This is a genomic window from Streptomyces sp. NPDC053079, from assembly GCF_044546695.1.
Classification (GTDB): Bacteria; Actinomycetota; Actinomycetes; order Streptomycetales; family Streptomycetaceae; genus Streptomyces.
The window spans coordinates 431960-448431 of the sequence record NZ_JBITZJ010000003.1 but is presented as its reverse complement, the minus strand read 5'-3'; the positions used below and the strand labels follow the sequence as shown (position 1 = coordinate 448431).

General features: G+C 74.0%; 11 protein-coding genes. 4 read left to right on the top strand and 7 right to left on the bottom strand.

The window, feature by feature from the left end; genetic code table 11:
- The first annotated feature begins 154 nt into the window (after nucleotides 1–154).
- Nucleotides 155–7750, top strand: a complete 7596-nt coding sequence (locus ACIGXW_RS14355; protein WP_399573142.1) for an SDR family NAD(P)-dependent oxidoreductase — start codon at nucleotides 155–157, stop codon at nucleotides 7748–7750.
- Nucleotides 7751–7766: 16 nt separating this feature from the next.
- On the opposite strand, the gene ACIGXW_RS14350 is transcribed toward ACIGXW_RS14355, so the two are convergent.
- Nucleotides 7767–8669: a phytoene/squalene synthase family protein gene (locus ACIGXW_RS14350; RefSeq protein WP_399573140.1), complete on the bottom strand. Its 903-nt coding sequence runs from the start codon at nucleotides 8667–8669 to the stop codon at nucleotides 7767–7769.
- Nucleotides 8670–8830: 161 nt separating this feature from the next.
- Here ACIGXW_RS14350 and ACIGXW_RS14345 point away from each other — a divergent pair, with 161 nt between their 5' ends.
- Complete coding sequence (locus ACIGXW_RS14345) at nucleotides 8831–9724, top strand: GNAT family N-acetyltransferase (RefSeq protein WP_399573138.1); 894 nt, start codon at nucleotides 8831–8833, stop codon at nucleotides 9722–9724.
- Nucleotides 9725–9779: 55 nt separating this feature from the next.
- Here ACIGXW_RS14345 and ACIGXW_RS14340 read toward each other — a convergent pair whose 3' ends face one another.
- The gene (locus ACIGXW_RS14340; protein ID WP_399573135.1) at nucleotides 9780–10130 is read right to left on the bottom strand and encodes a DUF6355 family natural product biosynthesis protein; all 351 of its coding nucleotides are present in this window, start codon (nucleotides 10128–10130) and stop codon (nucleotides 9780–9782) included.
- 135 nt (nucleotides 10131–10265) lie between these two features.
- Nucleotides 10266–10877, bottom strand: coding sequence for a nucleoside deaminase (locus ACIGXW_RS14335; protein ID WP_104531843.1), 612 nt, complete (start codon nucleotides 10875–10877; stop codon nucleotides 10266–10268).
- A 129-nt stretch (nucleotides 10878–11006) separates the two neighbouring features.
- Here ACIGXW_RS14335 and ACIGXW_RS14330 point away from each other — a divergent pair, with 129 nt between their 5' ends.
- Entirely contained in the window at nucleotides 11007–12527 is a 1521-nt protein-coding gene (locus tag ACIGXW_RS14330; protein ID WP_399573133.1) for an SDR family oxidoreductase, read from the top strand.
- On the opposite strand, the gene ACIGXW_RS14325 is transcribed toward ACIGXW_RS14330, so the two are convergent.
- The 4 genes from ACIGXW_RS14325 to ACIGXW_RS14310 are packed head-to-tail and all read right to left on the bottom strand — an operon-like array spanning nucleotide 12505 to nucleotide 15107.
- A complete protein-coding gene (locus ACIGXW_RS14325; RefSeq protein ID WP_071967546.1) occupies nucleotides 12505–12939 on the bottom strand; it encodes an Immediate-early protein 2 in 435 nt (144 codons plus the stop codon). The genes ACIGXW_RS14330 and ACIGXW_RS14325 overlap by 23 nt on opposite strands.
- Nucleotides 12940–12964: 25 nt before the next feature.
- Nucleotides 12965–13888 carry an anti-sigma factor RsbA family regulatory protein gene (locus ACIGXW_RS14320; RefSeq protein ID WP_399573131.1) on the bottom strand — a complete coding sequence of 308 codons (924 nt, stop codon included), beginning with the start codon at nucleotides 13886–13888 and terminating at the stop codon, nucleotides 12965–12967.
- Nucleotides 13885–14208: an STAS domain-containing protein gene (locus ACIGXW_RS14315; protein ID WP_399573129.1), complete on the bottom strand. Its 324-nt coding sequence runs from the start codon at nucleotides 14206–14208 to the stop codon at nucleotides 13885–13887. The genes ACIGXW_RS14320 and ACIGXW_RS14315 overlap by 4 nt, the downstream gene beginning before the upstream one ends.
- Nucleotides 14205–15107, bottom strand: coding sequence for a SigB/SigF/SigG family RNA polymerase sigma factor (locus ACIGXW_RS14310; RefSeq protein ID WP_399573126.1), 903 nt, complete (start codon nucleotides 15105–15107; stop codon nucleotides 14205–14207). The genes ACIGXW_RS14315 and ACIGXW_RS14310 overlap by 4 nt, the downstream gene beginning before the upstream one ends.
- 168 nt (nucleotides 15108–15275) lie before the next feature.
- Between ACIGXW_RS14310 and ACIGXW_RS14305 the strand changes: the two genes are divergently transcribed.
- Nucleotides 15276–16367: an ABC transporter permease gene (locus ACIGXW_RS14305; RefSeq protein WP_399573124.1), complete on the top strand. Its 1092-nt coding sequence runs from the start codon at nucleotides 15276–15278 to the stop codon at nucleotides 16365–16367.
- Nucleotides 16368–16472 lie beyond the last annotated feature (105 nt).

The window sequence follows — 16472 nt, the reverse complement described above, 5'->3', positions numbered from 1 at the left end:
CTTCCCGGCCGCTCGCCGGGGCACGTGCCCGACCGGACGTCGTCCCGGCGTGCTGCTTCACCAGTGTGGGTGACGTCGGTTTTTGGATATCCGCCTTGATGATGGGCATTCAACCTTTTGGTGTGGCCGTGGCGCAGCTGTGGCGGGGGGCCTCGTGGTGGATGCCGGTCTGTCGAACGCACTCTCCGGGGAAGCGATCGCGGTGGTCGGGGCGGCGTGCCGGCTCCCCGGTGGCATCGCCGATCCGCAGGGCCTGTGGTCCGCCCTGGCCGAAGGCCGGGACCTCATCAGCGCCGGTCCGCCCGCCGGACGCTTCGACGCCGCGCGCTTCTGGGACCCCGACCCCGAGCGGCAGGGCAAGAGCTACACCTTCGCCGGCGGCTATCTGGACGACATCGCCGGCTTCGACGCGGCGTACTTCGGCATGTCACCGCGCGAGGCCAAGCACCTCGACCCCCAGCAGCGGCTGCTGCTGGAGCTGACGACGGAGGCGTTCGACGACGCGGCCGTCGACCCGCGGACGCTGGCAGGTTCGGACACGGCCGTGCTCGTCGGAGTGTCCGACATGTCCTACGGCGGGCTGCAGATGACCCGCCTGGAGGAGGTCGGCGCCCACACCATGAGCGGCAGCGCCCTCTCCATCACCGCCAACCGCCTCTCCCGCACCTTCGACCTGCGCGGCCCGAGCATGGCGGTGGACACCGCCTGCTCCTCCTCGCTGGTCGCACTGCACCAGGCGTGCGAGATCCTGCGCTCGCGGCGCAGCGCGGCGGCCGTCGTCGGGGGAGTCAACCTCCTGCTGGGCCCGCAGGCGTTCATCGGTTTCTCGCGCGCCATGATGCTCTCGCCGCGGGGACGGTGCGCGACGTTCTCGGCGGAGGCGGACGGCTACGTACGCTCCGAAGGCGGAGCCGTGGTGCTGCTCAAGCCGCTGGCCGACGCGCTGGCCGCAGGAGACCGCGTCCACGCGGTGATCGTGGCCAGCGGCGTCAACTGCGACGGGCTGACCCCCGGGCTGGCCGTACCGAGCGCACAGGCCCAGCAGGCGCTGCTGGAAGAGGTGTACGGGCGCGCCGGAATCGCCGCCGACGACCTGCTGTACGTCGAGGCCCACGGCACCGGCACCCCCGTCGGCGACCCGCCCGAGTGCGAGGCCATCGGCCGGGCCCTGGGCATGCGGCGCACCCGGGGACCCCTGCCGATCGGCTCGGTGAAGACGAACCTCGGCCACGGCGAACCCGCCTCCGGGCTGACCGGACTGCTCAAGGCCGTCCTGGTCCTGCGCCACGGACACGTCCCGGCGAGCCTGCACGCCGAACCGCCCAACCCCGCCATCGACTTCCGGGCCCTGAACCTCGACCCGGCGACCGAGGCGAAGCCGGTGGCCGGCCGGCTCCCGGGCTTCGTCGGCGTGAACAGCTTCGGCTTCGGCGGCGCCAACGCCCACGCCGTCCTCGCCGGACCGCCCCCGCCGCAAGCCGCCGGCGAGCGCCCGGACGGCCCGCTGCCCGTACTCGTCTCCGCCCGTACGCCCCAGGCGCTGGGCGAGGCCACCGCCGCATTGGCCGCGCACCTGGCCGCCGCCGACGAGGACGACTTCCCCGACCTGTGCTGGACCGCGACCCGCCGCCGGGCCCGCCACACCCACCGCCTGGCCGTCCTCGCCGACAGCGCCCACGACGCCGCCCGGCGACTGGCCGAACTGGCCGCCGACGAGGGAGCGCTGCGCGCCGCCGGCACCCCGCCCGCCGGCGAGGGCGCGGTGGCCTTCGCGTTCTGCGGCAACGGCAGCCAGTGGGACGGCATGGCGGCGGACCTGATGGCCGGCGCACCCGCGTTCCGTACCGCCGTCGAAGAAGCGGACGCCCACCTGACGCCCCTGCTCGGCTGGTCCGTGGCCGAACTCCTCGCCCGCCCGGCACCCCGGGACGGCGAACAGCCGCACCGGCCGATGTCGGACACCCGCTACGCCCAGCCCGCCCTCTTCGCCCTCCAACTGGGCCTGGCCGCCCAGCTCGCCGCCCACCACGTGCGGCCCGACGCCGTCCTGGGCCACAGCAGCGGCGAACTCGCCGCCGCCCACCTCTGCGGAGCCCTCGACCTCGCCGCCGCCGCACCAGCGGTCGCCGGACGCAGCCAGGCCCAGGCCGCCACCGCCGGCCAGGGCCGCATGGCCGTCGTCGCCCTCGGCGAGGAACAGGCCTCCCGCGCGCTCGCCCCCTTCCGCGGCCGGCTGGAGATCGCGGCGGTCAACAGCTCCCAGGACGTCACCGTCTCCGGGGACACCCCGGCCCTGCGCGCGCTCTGCCGCACCCTGACCGAACGGAACGTGCCCTTCCAAGAGCTGGACATCGACCACCCCTTCCACAGCGCGGCCATGGACGCCATCGAGGAACCGCTGCGCCGGTCGGTGACCGGCCTCGCCCCCGCGGCACCCCGCATCCCGATGTACTCGACCGTCACCGGCCGGCCGGTCGGCCCCGGCGAACTGGACACCGACTACTGGTGGCGCAACGTCCGCCACCCCGTCCGCTTCGCCGACGCCGTCCGCGCACTGGCCGCCGACGGACTGGCCGCAGTCGTCGAGATCGGGCCCCGGCCGGTCCTGCGCGGCGCACTGTCCCGGCTCGCCGCCGAAGGACCGCACGCCCCCTTCCCCGTCACACCGGCCATGACCCCGGACGTGCCCGGGGCGGAAGGGGTGCGGCGGGCGGCGGCCCGGCTGCTGGCCGCCGGCCCCCGGCGGCCCCACGACGGCACGGACCCCTGGTTCCCCGCCCCCGGCCGGGTGCGGGCCCTGCCCGCCTACCCCTGGCAGCGCGAACACCACTGGCACGGCACCCCCGAGCACTGGGTCCGCACCAGCGGCGACGGCGTCCTCGTCCACCCCCTCCTCGGCGAACGGCTCCCCGCCCTCGAGCCGGTCTGGCACGCCACCGTGGAGCGCACCCGCACCCCCTGGCTCGGGGACCACGACATCGCCGGGGCCGTGGTGATGCCGGCCGTCGGATACGTGGAGATGGCCCTCGCGGCCGGACGCGAGGTCTTCGACGCACCCGTCGAACTGGACACCATCGACATCCCCCGCGGACTCCCCCTGCCCTGGGACGCCGCCATGGACATCCGGCTGCAGACCTCCCTCTCCGACGAGGACGGCATCTGGCGCGTCGCCAGCCGCACCGGCGACACCGGCAGCTGGCGCCTGCACGCCCGCGGCCGGGCCCGCCGCCTCGCCACCACCGCACCCCCACCGGACGCCGACCTCACACAGCTGCGGGAGCATGCCCCCGAGCGGCGCGACATCCAGTGGCTCTACGACACCGCGGCCCGCGTGGGCCTGCGCTACGGGCCGGCCTTCCGCGTCCTGCGCGACCTCCACGTCGGCGACGGAGATGTGCTGGCCTCCTACCACTGCACCCCACCGGACGACGGATACGGCGGCTACGTCGTCTTCCCGCCCCTGCTCGACGGCGCCTGGCACGCGTGCGTGGCGCTCATGACCGACGCGGACACCATCTACCTGCCCGCGGCGATCGGCCGCGTACGGGTGTGGCGCACCGTCGCGCCCACCGGATGGGTGCACTTGCGCCTGCGCTCACGGACCCGGCGGGAGGCCGTCTGGAACATCACGATCATGGACGAGGAGGGGGCCGTCGCCGTCGAGATGGACGAGTGCCGCCTGCAGCGGATCGAGATCAAGGGCATCGACGACCTGGGCCAGTACGCGACGGTCCTGCGCGCCGCCCCGCTGCCCGGCCGGCCCGTCGCGCCCTCGCCCCTCCCCGCGCCCGCGACCGTCCTGAGCAAGGCGCGGCCGGAGATCGACGCCGTCACGGCGCCCTTCCTCCACGAGCGGTACGCCCGGCAATTGCGCGACGCACAGGCCCTGACCGCGGAAGGCGCGATCGAGGCGTTCTGCGGTCTGCTCCCCGAGCCGGCCGCCATGTTCGACGACGCCGTCCCGGCCGTGGTCGAGCCGCGCTTCCGCGCTCCCTTCGCCCTGCTGCTGGAGATGGGGGAGCGCCACGGCGTCCTGTGCCGCCGGGAGCGGGCGTGGCACATCCGCGATGCCGAGGAGCGCGCCCGGGCGATCCGGGAACAGATCCTGTCCGCGCCGGACCAGCTCGCCACCTCCGTGCTCCTCCTGCGTACCACCTACTCACTGCACGACGTGGTGCGGGGCCGGCGGGACCCCATGGAGTCGCTCTTCCTCGACAGCGGCCCCGAACTGATCGGCCAGTTCTACGACATCGATCTGGTCAATCGCCTCCACAACAGGATCGCCCGCGCCCTGCTGAGGCAACTGGTCGCCGTGTGGCCGGCCGACCGCGCCCTGCGCGTGCTGGAGGTCGGCGCCGGCACCGGCGGCCTCACCGCCTGGCTGCTTCCCCTGCTGCCCGCCGACCGCACCCAGTACGCCTTCACCGACGTCTCGCCGGCGTACTTCCCGGCCGCCCAGGCCCGCTTCGCCGACTACGACTTCGTCGACTACCGCACGCTCGACCTCGACGTCAGCCCCCTCGCCCAGGGCTTCACCCCCGAGAGCTTCGACGTGATCGTGGCCGGATACTCCCTCCACGCGGCCAAGGACGTCGGCCGCTGCCTGCGTCACCTGGCGTCACTCACGGCCCGGGACGGACACCTGATCGCCGTCGAGACGCACGCCCCCGAGGTGCTGGTGGGCATCTTCGGCATGCTGGACAGCTTCTGGCAGACCGACGACACCCACCTGCGCCCCGGATCGGTGCTCCTGCCGCGCCACCAATGGCCGCCGCTTCTCGCCGAGCACGGGTTCGGCGACGTGGTGCAGACCGGGACGGACCGGTCACCGCTGCGGGAACAGTTCTCTGTGCTGCTCGCCCGCAGGCGAGGAGCGGGCCCCGAACGGTCCGAGGAGGAGCGCCGGCCGCAGTCCACCGGGGAACCGGCCGCGAGCGGTACGGCCGTGGAGCCGGCGCCCGACCCCATCCCGTCGTCCTGGGTGCTCATCACCGAGGACGACTCCGAAGAGGCGATGGTCCGCGCACTCGCCGCCCGGCTCGCCGCGGCGGGCAGCCCGCACGTCCGTACCCTGTCCGCGGACGCGGTGCACCACGACGGGGACGACTTCCGGGCGGACGGCACCGGGCCCACCGGCGTCGTCCACCTGCTCAGCGCCCGCTCCGACCACGCGGCCGACGGCTACCCCCACCTCGCGGTGGACCTGGCGGTGCGGCGGCTGGCCGTCCTGCGCGCGATCGCCCGCGCCCACCGCGCGCAGGGCACCGACCCGGCCCTGCGCACTCTGGTCCTCGTCTGCCACCCCACAGGGGCCCTCCCCGCCCCGGAACGGCCCGCCGTGCCCGGCCAGGCCGCCGCGTGGGGAGCGGCCCGCAGCCTTGCCGCCGAGCTGCCGTCGCTGGCCGTCAAACGCGTGTCCTTCGACCGCGGAACCGCACCGGACGCCGACGCCGGGCGGCTGCTCGACGAACTGCCGCCCGCCACCGGCACGGACGAGGACGAGGTCGTCCTCACCGCCGCCGGCCGGTTCGTCCCCCGTGTCGTGCACGCGCCCCACCCCCGCGCGCCGCGCACCGCCGACGACGGCAGCGGCAGCAGCCACCGGCTGGTGGTCGACCGGCCGGGACTGGGCTACCGGCTCACCTGGGACGAACGACCCACCCCCGTGCCCGGGGAGGGAGAGGTGGTCGTCTCCGTGCGGGCCGCCGCCCTGAACTACCGGGACATCATGGTCGCCACCGGCCTGCTGCCCCCGGCCGCCGACGAGAGCATCGCCTCCGAGGGGCACATCGGCCTGGAGGGCGCGGGCGTGATCACCGCCGTCGGACCGGGAGTCACCGGCCTCACCGCGGGGGACCGCGTCTTCGGCCTGATGGACGCCTACGCCGGGCACGCCCACACCCTGGCGTCCCTGGTCCGCCCGATTCCCACCGGCATGACCTTCACCGAGGCGGCCACCGTGCCGGTGGCCTTCCTCACCGTCCAGCACAGCCTCGAGGAGCTGACCCGGCTGCGCCCCGGGGAGACCCTCCTCGTCCACGGAGGCGCGGGCGGCGTCGGCCTGGCCGCCCTGCAGTACGCACAGGACCTCGGCGCCCAGGTGATCGCCACCGCCGGCTCGCCCGCGAAGCGGGACCTGCTGACAGCACTCGGCGTCGACCACGTCCTGGACTCCCGGTCCCTGTCCTTCGCCGACCGGATCAGGGAGCTGACCGCGGGCCGGGGCGTCGACGTCGTGCTGAACTCCCTCAGCGGCGAGGCGGCCGCCCGCAGCATGGAGGTCCTCGCGCACGGCGGACGGTTCGTGGAACTGGGCAAGCGGGACCTCTACGCCAACAGCCGCACACTCCTGCGGCCCTTGGCGGGGAACGCCTCCCTGCACGTGGTCGACCTCGCCCGCATGACCTTCGCCGACCCCGAGGCCGTCTCGGCCGCGCTGGAAACGGTGGCCGAACGCCTCCGCGCGGGCCGCTACCGGCCCCTGCTGCACCAGGCGTACCCCGCCCACCGGGCCGAGGAGGCCTTCCGGTTGCTGCAGCACTCCCGGCACATCGGCAAAGTCCTCCTGTCCTTCGACGAACCCGTGCCCGTCCGCACCTTCCCCGCCCCCACGCCCGTCGACCCCGACGGCACGTACCTGGTCGTCGGCGGGCTGAGCGGGCTCGGCGCGCGCACCGCCCTCCACCTCGCCGAGCGCGGCGCCCGCCACCTGGCACTCGTCGGCCGCCGCGGCGTCGACACCCCCGAGGCACCCGAGGTCCTGGCCCGGCTCGCCGCCCGCGAAGCCTCGGTGAGCGTGCACGCCGCCGACGTCACGGACGCCGACGCCATGCGGACTCTCCTGCGGCGGATCGATGCCACCGGGCATCCCCTGCGCGGTATCGTCCACGCCGCCCTGCACCTGGAGGACGAGGCGCTGGCCGACCTGGACGACGAGCGGCTACGCGCCGTACTGGCACCGAAGATGGCCGGCGCCATGATCCTGGACCAGCTCACCCGCCACCGGAACACCTCGCTCACGCTCTACTCGTCGCTCACCGCGTGGACCGGCAACATCAAGCAGACGAACTACGCGGCGGCCAACCTCTTCCTCGAAGCCCTCACCCGCCGGCGCCGCCACGACGGGGAGCCCGGCCTGGCGGTCGCCTGGGGCGCGATCGCGGAGACCGGCTACGTGGCACGCGAGGGCCTGACCTCCTCCCTCGCCGCGGCCGGCCTGACGCCCGTCACCCCGCACGAGGCGTGCACCGCCCTCGACCGCTTCCACGCGCACGGCACCGACGTGACGGCCTACGGACGCTGCGACTGGGCGCGGATGGCGATGATCGCGCCCTCGCTCGCCGGGCCCCGCTTCGCCGCGGTCGTCCCCCCGCCGCTCATCGGAACCGACTACCGGCTCGAGGAACTGCTGGCCCGCCTGGCCGCCGCCTCCCCCGAGGAGGCGCTCGACCTCCTGGAGAAGGCCCTGACCTCGGTCATCGCCGACATCCTGCACATGCCCGCCGACCAGCTGGACCCCACCGGGAACCTCAGGGACTACGGAATGGACTCCCTGATGGCCATGGAGCTCCTGGCGACGCTCCGCAAGCAGTTCCAATGCGACCTGCCCATCATGCAACTGCTGCACAGCGACGGCTCCGTCCGCGGCATCAGCGAGATCCTCCTGCCCCGCCTCACCGCCCGCCCCAGCGGCGAAGCCCCGCGCCCCCTGCAGTCCTACGTCTCGGCGGACGCCGTCCGCGAGGCCTGACGAAGGCGGTGCCGCCTCAGCGGCCGCGCCGGACGTACTCGCGCACCAGAACCCGGAGCGCGGCCGGCACGGAAGGGCGCGCCGAGCCGCGCAGCAGGCCGGTGCCCTTGGCCATGGCCGCGTCGGCGGTGAGCACCTCCAGCGTGATCACCGCCCGGATGAACGCCCGGTGGGCCGCCGGCGCGAGAGCGGGCAGGCGCCTGCTGGCGAGCAGGTCACGGCGGGCCCGGCCCAGGAGATCGGTGAACAGGGCGCGTACGGCCGCGCTCTCGCGTCCGTTCTCGAGGTCCTCACGGGAGACGCCGTGCCGTTCCAGGGCCTCCTGAGTGAGCGTGAGGCGGCCGTCGCGCAGGTCCTCGGCGAGGTCGTTGACGAAGTCCAGGCGCTGGCTGCCGTCGATGTAGGCGCGGCACAGCTCACGGGTGGCGTCGGCGCCGGCGTCGGGGTCCAGGAGCAGGCAGGCGATGAGCATGAACGCCGGAAGCGAGTAGGCGTCGACGTATCGCCCGTACTCCGCCTCGTCGGCGAAGCCGGTGAAGTCGCGGTCCATGGGCGCCCCCGCCAGGAACTCCTGGACGTGGCCGCGCAGTCGGGGGTGGCGGGAGACGGTGTGCAGCAGCGGGCGGAGCACCGGATCCCCGCTCTGCCCGGTGGCCAGACCGTCGCGGACCTCCTTCTCCCACGCCGCGTAGGCAGCCCCGGCGTGGGGGCCGCCCTCGTCGAGGAGCGTATCGGTGCGATGCATGAACGCGGTGGCGGCGATGACATGCGGAACGAGCGCCGGCGGGAGCAACAGGCGGACCGCGACGTAGGCGTGGCGCCGGTAGGCGGAGACCAGGACGCGCTGGCGGGTGTAGTCGTCGCGCAGTTGACGGTCGCGGATGCCCGCGAGGGTGAGCGTCCTGTCCCACGAGTGCATGTCGATGGCTCTTCCTGCGAGGGGTGATGAGCAGGGCCGAGCCTATCCGCCCTCCCGCCGGCGGCTCCTTCGGCTCCCCTCCCGCCCGGTAATCCCGTTGCGGACGCTCCGGCGGCGCGTTACGTTCACCCGGCCCGCCCCCGACGGAGACGTAAGGCGCCGTGTCGATCCACATCACCCCACTGACCTGCCCCGGCCGTGTTCTGTCCGGCCACCGCCTGGCGTGGCTGGCGTCCGACGCCGACGGCATCCCCGTCGGCTCGGCGTTCCTGCGCGTGTTCACCGACGCCGGCCGGGAGCACCTGGCCGAGCTGACGCTCGCCGTCCACCCCGCCGAGCGCCGCCGCCGCATCGGCTCGCGCCTGCTCGACGCCGCACTGGCCGCCGCACGGGAGGACGGCAGACGCCATGTCGTCGCCCAGGCCGAGGCAGGGTCCCCCGGAGGCCGCTTCCTTCCCGCCCGGGGCTTTCGGAAGGCACTCACGCTGACCTACGCCCGGCTGGCCCTGGACACGGTGGACGCCACGGCCCTCGTGGGCATCGTCGGGCGCCCCCACCCCGGCTACCGGCTGACGTCCTGGCACGGGACCGTCCCCGACCACCTCGCCGGGACGTTCGCGGCCTCGCGCCGCGCCATGGACGACATGCCGATGGACGACGCCGGGCACGACGCCGGCCGCACCACGGTCACCTGGGACGTGGACCGGGTCCGGGAAGCGGCGCGGGCGGTCCGGGAGCGGGGCGAACTGCTCCACACCGTCGCCGCCGTGGACGAACGCGACGGTTCGATCGCCGGTTTCACGGAACTGGTCGTGCCCGGCGACGGCCGGGGCGACGCCCAGCACTACGGCACCGCCGTCCTGCCCGGGCACCGCGGACACGGCCTGGGCCGGTGGATGAAGGCCGCATCGATCCGGCGGGCGCGCGAGGACCACCCGGGCCTCGCCGGCCTGCTGACCGACACCGCCGACGGCAACGCGTACATGAGGCGCATCAACGACGGCCTCGGATACGTCCCCACGCACCAGGTGCTGGAGTACCGCCTCACCCTGTGAGGCCGGTGCGCCCCGCGACGCCGCCGACCGGCGCCGCGGAGCGGGCAACGACCTGTCAGGGCCCGGTGTCCCCGGGGTGGGCGCAGAGCCCGCCCCGGTAGTTGCTGTCGTACCAGGCGCCCGTCGCGTCGAAGTCCAGGACGGTCCTGCCCGGGCCGACGCAGCGGTGGTAGTTGGGCCGCGCCCACCGGGTGACCTGGATCCACACATTGGTATTGGTGGCGCAGTGCTCGTAGTAGGGGTGCTCGCCGCCGGGCTTGTTCCAGCCGCAGGCCTGGACCCGCTCGGTGGCCGCGCCCGCCGGCTCGGCCACAGAACAAACCAGCACGCTCGCCAGCGCGAAGGTGACCAGGCCCAGCAGACGGCTCCGGCTCCGGCCGGCGGGGGAGAGTTCTCGTGTTCGCACGATGGGTTCCTCTCGACAGGGAGGCTACGTCTTGCCTCTTCCGTCAGCCTGGGCCCTGTGCGGACATCCCGGCCACACCCTTCGATGATGGTCGAAGGAGTGGTCAACCATCACGAAAGGGCATTTGATGCCCAGTCATACATGCGAATCCCCGGTCGCCCGGGAGAGCGATCGGTAGAGCGGATCGGTGATCTCCGTGCGCACCGCACGGGCCACGGACGGCCGCGGCAGAAGCGACTTGCGGACGAGCTCGGTGAGGGGGACGTCGATCTGCGGCACGCCCCAGGCGATGAGCCTGGCGATCGAGGTGCCGTACGCGACCGCGCGCACCCCGCCCCACAGCAGGGCGCCCGCGCACATCGGACAGGGCTCGGCCGTGGAGACCAGGACGTGCCCGGGCAGATCGATGCCGGCCGCCGCGGCCGAGCGCAGCAGGTTCACCTCCGCGTGGGCGGTGGGATCGCCGCTCTCCGAGGAGTTGCCCGCCCCGGCCACGACGGCTCCGTCGGCCGGATCCACCAGCACCGCCCCGAAGGGCCACTTCGCCGACGCCCGGGCGTGGCGGACGGCCACGGGCATCGCCGCGCGGACCGCGGCCCGCAGCGGCGACGGCCAGTCACCCATCCAGTCGGTGTCCGTCCGGGCGCGGGCCTCGGCGTGCGCGAGCGCGCCGCCCAGCGGGAGAGGGGCGGCCGCCGTGGCAGCCGCGCACAGGAAACGCCGTCGCGATGGGGACCGTGAAGACATCAGGCCGTTCTAGCACGCGGGCGATCCCTGTCGGGGCCGAACCGGGAGGCCGGCAGCGGACTCCGAACGGGCGGAGAACGCCACGGCGGGAGACGGTGGACCAGGAGCGTACGACCCGTGGAGGAACCCATGACCCCTGACGGCGACCGGCGGCGGCATCACTGCCTGGTGACCGGGGCCACCGGCTACATCGGCGGCCGCCTGGTGCCCGAGCTCCTGGACGCCGGCCACCGGGTGCGCTGCCTGGCCCGCTCGCCCGGCAAACTGCGCGACCACCCGTGGACCGGCAGCGTCGAGGTGGTCCGCGGCGACGTGACCGACGCGGCATCGGTCCGCGCGGCGATGGAGGGCATCGACACGGCGTACTACCTCGTCCACGCCCTCGGCACCGGCTCCGGCTTCGAACACACCGACCGCGCCGCGGCCGGGACCTTCGGCGAGCAGGCCCGCGCCGCCGGCGTACGGCGCATCGTCTACCTGGGCGGCCTCACCCCCGCCGGAGTCCCGGCGAGCAGGCTCTCGCCGCACCTGCGCTCGCGCGCCGAAGTCGGCGAGGTGCTCCTCGCCTCCGGCGTGCCCACGGCGGTCCTGCGCGCCGCGGTCATCATCGGCTCCGGCTCGGCCTCCTTCGAGATCCTGCGCTACCTCACCGAGCGCCTGCCGGTCATGGTCACCCCCAGCTGGGTGCGCACCCGCATCCAGCCGATCGCCGTACGCGACGTCCTGCGCTACCTCGTCGGCAGCGCCGACCTCCCCGAAGAGGTCAACCGCACCTTCGACATCGGCGGCCCCGACGTCGTCACCTACCTGGAGATGATGCGCCGGTACGCGGCGGTCGCCGGGCTGCCCCACCGGCTGATCCTGCCTGTACCCGTCCTGACGCCACGCCTCTCCGGCTACTGGATCGGCCTGGTCACCCCCGTCCCGCACGCCATCGCCCGGCCGCTCGCCGAGTCGCTGCGCCACGAAGTGGTCTGCCGGGAACACGACATCGCCCGCCACGTCCCCGACCCGCCGGGCAGCCCCGTCGGCTTCGACACGGCACTGTCCCTGGCCCTCGAACGCGTACGCGACGCCCAGGTCGCCACCCACTGGTCCTCGGCCTCGGTCCCCGGAGCCCCCAGCGATCCGCTGCCCACCGACCCCGACTGGGCCGGCGGCAGCCTCTACACCGACCGGCGCGAACAGAGCGTCGACGCCCCGCCGGAGGTGCTGTGGCGGGTGATCGAGGGCATCGGCGGCCGCAACGGCTGGTACTCCTTTCCGCTCGCCTGGGCGGCGCGCGGACGCCTGGACCGGCTGATCGGCGGGGTCGGGCTGCGCCGCGGGCGCCGTGATGCCGAGCGGCTGCGGGTGGGTGACTCCCTGGACTTCTGGCGGGTCGAGGAGATCGAACCGGGCCGTCTGCTGCGGCTGCGCGCCGAGATGCGGCTGCCGGGCCTGGCCTGGCTGGAGATGTACGCCGAACGGGACGGGGCGGGACGCAGCCGCTACCGGCAACGGGCGCTGTTCCATCCCCGCGGACTGCTCGGCCACCTCTACTGGTGGAGCGTCTCGCCCTTCCACGCCCTCGTGTTCGGCGGCATGGCCCGCAACATCGCCCGGACCGCGGCCGCCCGCGCCGGTGTCACTCGTCCAGCAGGCCCCTGACCACGCGGCCGAAGACCCGGTGGCCGAGCCGGTTCGTCAGTGCGTCGCACCAGCGCGGCAGGCCCGTCACATGCAGGGCCTCGCGCCAGACGACCCACGACTCCGTGCCGGTCGCGCCCACCTCCAGCTCGGCCCAGCCGGTGACGGCCGAGCCGCGCTTCTGCAGGCGGCACAGGCCGGGAGCGCCGTCGGAGGGCGGCTGCCAGCGGACGACCTCCATGACGTCCTCGACGGCCACCGGACCCAGCCGGGTCCGCGCCACGAACCGCGTCCCCACGCCCGTCGGCGGCGGCGTCGTCACGAGGATGCGGGTGAGCGGGACGTGCGCGGCGTGCCGTTCCCAGTCGGTGAGCCGGCGCCACGCCTCGCCGACGGGCAGCCGGGAGCGGTGCCGGACCAGGAAGGGCCTCATTCCGGCATCGTATGCGGGCGGGCGGTCAGCGCCGCAGATAACAGCGCGTGGTGGTGGCGCCCGGCAGGGTGTGGGTGCGGACGAGGTCGCTCACGTAATGGACGAGCAGCAGGCCGCGGCCTCCCGGGCGGTCGGGCGGGGGTGGGCAGCGGCCCGCCAGCGGATCGCCGATGTGCCCGCCGTCCTCGACCTCCCACACCACGTGGTCGCCCTCGGCCCAGATCCGTACCGTGCCGGAGCCGCCGCCGTGCACGACGCTGTTGGTGGTCAGCTCGGCGATGGCCAGCGCCAGGTCGTCGCGGCGACCGGGCGGCAGGCCCAGCGCGACGGCCCGTTCGAGGACCAGGTGCCGGGCGTCGGGGAGCAGCGAGCCGTCGAAGGAGAAGGCGAAGGCGCCCGGCGGGCGCGGCAGCGGCTGGTTGTACGCGGCGACGACGTGGTCCGGGGCGTAGGAGCCGCTGGCCAGCTCCAGGCCGTCGCTGATGACGACGGGGTGGGTGGCGTGCGCGTCCGCCAGCACCTCGGGCGCCAGCCGGGCGGCGTCGTACGGGCACAGGATGGTGACCCGGCGTCCGGCGAAGGCGTGGTTGATCAGGGCCTCGTGCTGGGCGCACGCGGGGTACTCGGCCGGGGAGCGGCCGGCCCAGATCGGCTCGCCGATGAGGCGGACGTGGCGGTGGGGGTGGGCGTCGGCGAAGGCCCGCAGCACCCGGGGGATGATCCGGCCGGGGTTGCGGCCGGCCTGTGCCATGTCGACGAACCGCACCGCCGCGCCGTCCTTGCCCAGCTCCGCGCGCAGCAGCTTCAGGTTGTCCTCGGGGACGGCCACCGCGACCGGTTCCCCGGCCTCCAGCCCGGAGCGGACGAAGGCGACGCCCGCGGCCACGTACTCGCACTGGTCCCGGTAGAACAGCGCCGGGTGGGTGAACGTCCCGTCCGCGGCTGTCACTTCCCGCACCCCGTCACCTCGATCGCTGCCAAGCCGGACCAGAACGTCTCCAACGTACGGCGGAGTGAGGGCGGTGGCCGGTCCACGATGATCCGCCGGCCGCTTTCGAGCCGCTGGGCCGTCAGCGCCAGCGCGGCGGCGCCGGCGACGTCGACGAAGGTGACGGCGGCCAGCTCCAGGCAGGGCAGGGTGCCCAGGCCCGGCAGCGATGCCAGCGCGCCTTCCCACGTCGTGTGCGTGCTCAGGCTCACTTCCCCCGTCAGCCGCAGGCCCGGCCGCCCCACGAGCGGGCTGACGTCCAGGGCAGCCCGGGCGGTCACTGCTCGGTGAGCAGGTGCGTGCGGAGTTTGGCGAGCGTACGGCTGAGCAGCCGGGAGACGTGCATCTGGGAGATGCCGAGCTCGGCCCCGATCTGGGTCTGCGTCATCTCCTCGCCGAAGCGCAGCCGCAGTATGCGCCGCTCCCGCTCGTCCAGCCCGGGCATCACGTGCTTGAGGACGTGGAGGTTCTCGACCTTCTCGAGGTTCTCGTCCGTGGTGCCGATGCGGTCGACCCAGGGCCGGGAGGCCGTGCGGCCACTTGACGGGGCGTCGTCGTCGGTGGGCATGTCGAGGGAGTTGGCCCGGTAGCCGTTGCTGGCGATCTGGGCCTCGACGACCTCCTCCTCGGAGAGGTCCATCACCTCGGCCAGCTCCTTGACTCCGGGGGCGCGGCCCAGCCGGCTGGAGAGCTCGTCCGTCGCCCTCGCCAGCTCCACCCGCAGCTCCTGCAGCCGGCGGGGTACGTGGACGGCCCAGCTGGTGTCCCGGAAGAAGCGCTTGATCTCGCCGGTGACGTAGGGAATGGCGAAGGTGGTGAACTCCACCTCGCGCGTGAGGTCGAAGCGGTCGATCGCCTTGATGAGACCGATGGTGCCGACCTGGACGATGTCCTCCATCTGCTCCGCACGGGACCGGAAGCGCTTGGCGACGAAGCGGACCAGGGAGAGGTTCATCTCTATGAGGGTGTTGCGCACGTACTGGTATTCGTGCGTTCCCTCCTCCAGAACCGCCAGGCGGTCGAGGAACAGCTTGGTCAGGGACCGGGCGTCCCGCGGGTCGGTGCCGGCCGGGTCGTCCACCTCGGGCAGTGCCGGTTCGCCCGCCCGGGGCCCGCACACCTGCGTGCCGCTCTTCTCGGCCACGGCCGACCGCGTCGCATGTGTGGTGGTCACGCGCATCCTCCTTGGCTCGACTGTTCAGAGCGGCTTCTGCCCTTGTCCCGCGGCGTCATTCGCCTGTCGGCGAAATCCGCGGAGAAAGACGGCGCTCGCACCGCCCGGAACGCGCGGCACCCGCCCGGCAGTCCCGGCCGCGCCGCGCCCGTCATGTCGGCTTATGGTGGCCGCATGGGCGGAACGAGCGGCGACGGCGACAGCCCCGCCGACGCCGTCGGACGCCCTCGCGCGGGTGAACGCCGGCGGGCCTTCCGCCACTCGCCGTTCTTCCCGGCCACCGTGCTCGCCCTCATCGTGGCCGCGGCCGCCGGCCTCTTCGCCGGCTCCTACACCTACGCCATGGCCAACCCCACACCGCACAGCGTCCCCACCGCCGTCACCGGCGTGCCCGCGCCCGAGGTCGAGCGGGGCGCATTCGTCCAGGGCATGGAGAAGGCGCTGGGCGCCGAGCTCAAGCTGCACCACTACGCCACCTACGAGGCGGCCAGGAACGCGGTGGAGGAACAGAAGGTCTACGCGATCCTGCGGGAGGGCCCCGGCGCGGCCGAGCTGGACGTCTCCGGCGCGTCCGGCGCCACCGTCGCGCAACTGCTGTCCGAGACCGCGCCCCAGGTCGGCAGGGCCATGGGGGTGCCGGTGACGGTGAAGGACATCAACCCCCTCCAAAAGGGCGACCCGCGCGGACTGGCGCTCTTCTACATCACCCTCGCCGCGGTGATCGTCGGCTTCGTCGGCGCGATCCAGCTGAGCGTGCACGCCTTCGACCTCAACCCGGCCGAGCGCATCGCCTTCACCGCCGGCTACGCGCTGCTGGGCGGCTTCACCATCGCGGCGGTCGTGGACTGGGGGCTGGGCGCGCTGCGGCTGCCCTTCGTGGAGTCGTGGCTGATCCTGGCGCTGACCATGTTCACGTCGGGCATGGTCTTCTCGATGTTCAACGTCCTGATCGGACGCTGGGCGATGCTCCCCACGTGGGGCCTGCTGGTCCTCCTGGGCAACCCCTCCTCCGGCGGAGCCGTCTCCTGGCCCCTGCTCCCCTCGCTGCTCGGCTCGATCGGCCGCTGGCTGCCTCCCGGCGCCTCGGTCAACGCCCAGCACACGGCCGTCTACTTCGGCGAGCACCAGCACCTCTTCCCCTTCGCGGTCCTCGCCGTGTGGGCAGCGGTCTCCTGCACGGTCTTCTGGACCTGGCGCCACCGTCACCCGGGCGGCCGGGACACGGACGCGGCGGCGGCCGCTTCGGGGGCAGCCCCGGCGGGGTGACGGGCGCTTGCGGCAGGCCGGCCGTCCGAACCCCGGATCAGGTGGGGCCACCTGCGATAGCCTCGTGCGCATCGCGCTCTTCGACCCGTGCTGGACGAGCGGAAG

Bases quoted from the DNA above. Each gene is read 5' to 3' on its own strand.
- ACIGXW_RS14350 (WP_399573140.1), bottom strand. From the start codon at position 8,669: ATGCACTCGTGGGACAGGACGCTCACCCTCGCGGGCATCCGCGACCGT.
- ACIGXW_RS14335 (WP_104531843.1), bottom strand. From the start codon at position 10,877: ATGTCTTCACGGTCCCCATCGCGACGGCGTTTCCTGTGCGCGGCTGCC.
- ACIGXW_RS14330 (WP_399573133.1), top strand. From the start codon at position 11,007: ATGACCCCTGACGGCGACCGGCGGCGGCATCACTGCCTGGTGACCGGG.
- ACIGXW_RS14325 (WP_071967546.1), bottom strand. From the start codon at position 12,939: ATGAGGCCCTTCCTGGTCCGGCACCGCTCCCGGCTGCCCGTCGGCGAG.
- ACIGXW_RS14310 (WP_399573126.1), bottom strand. From the start codon at position 15,107: ATGCGCGTGACCACCACACATGCGACGCGGTCGGCCGTGGCCGAGAAG.
- ACIGXW_RS14305 (WP_399573124.1), top strand. From the start codon at position 15,276: ATGGGCGGAACGAGCGGCGACGGCGACAGCCCCGCCGACGCCGTCGGA.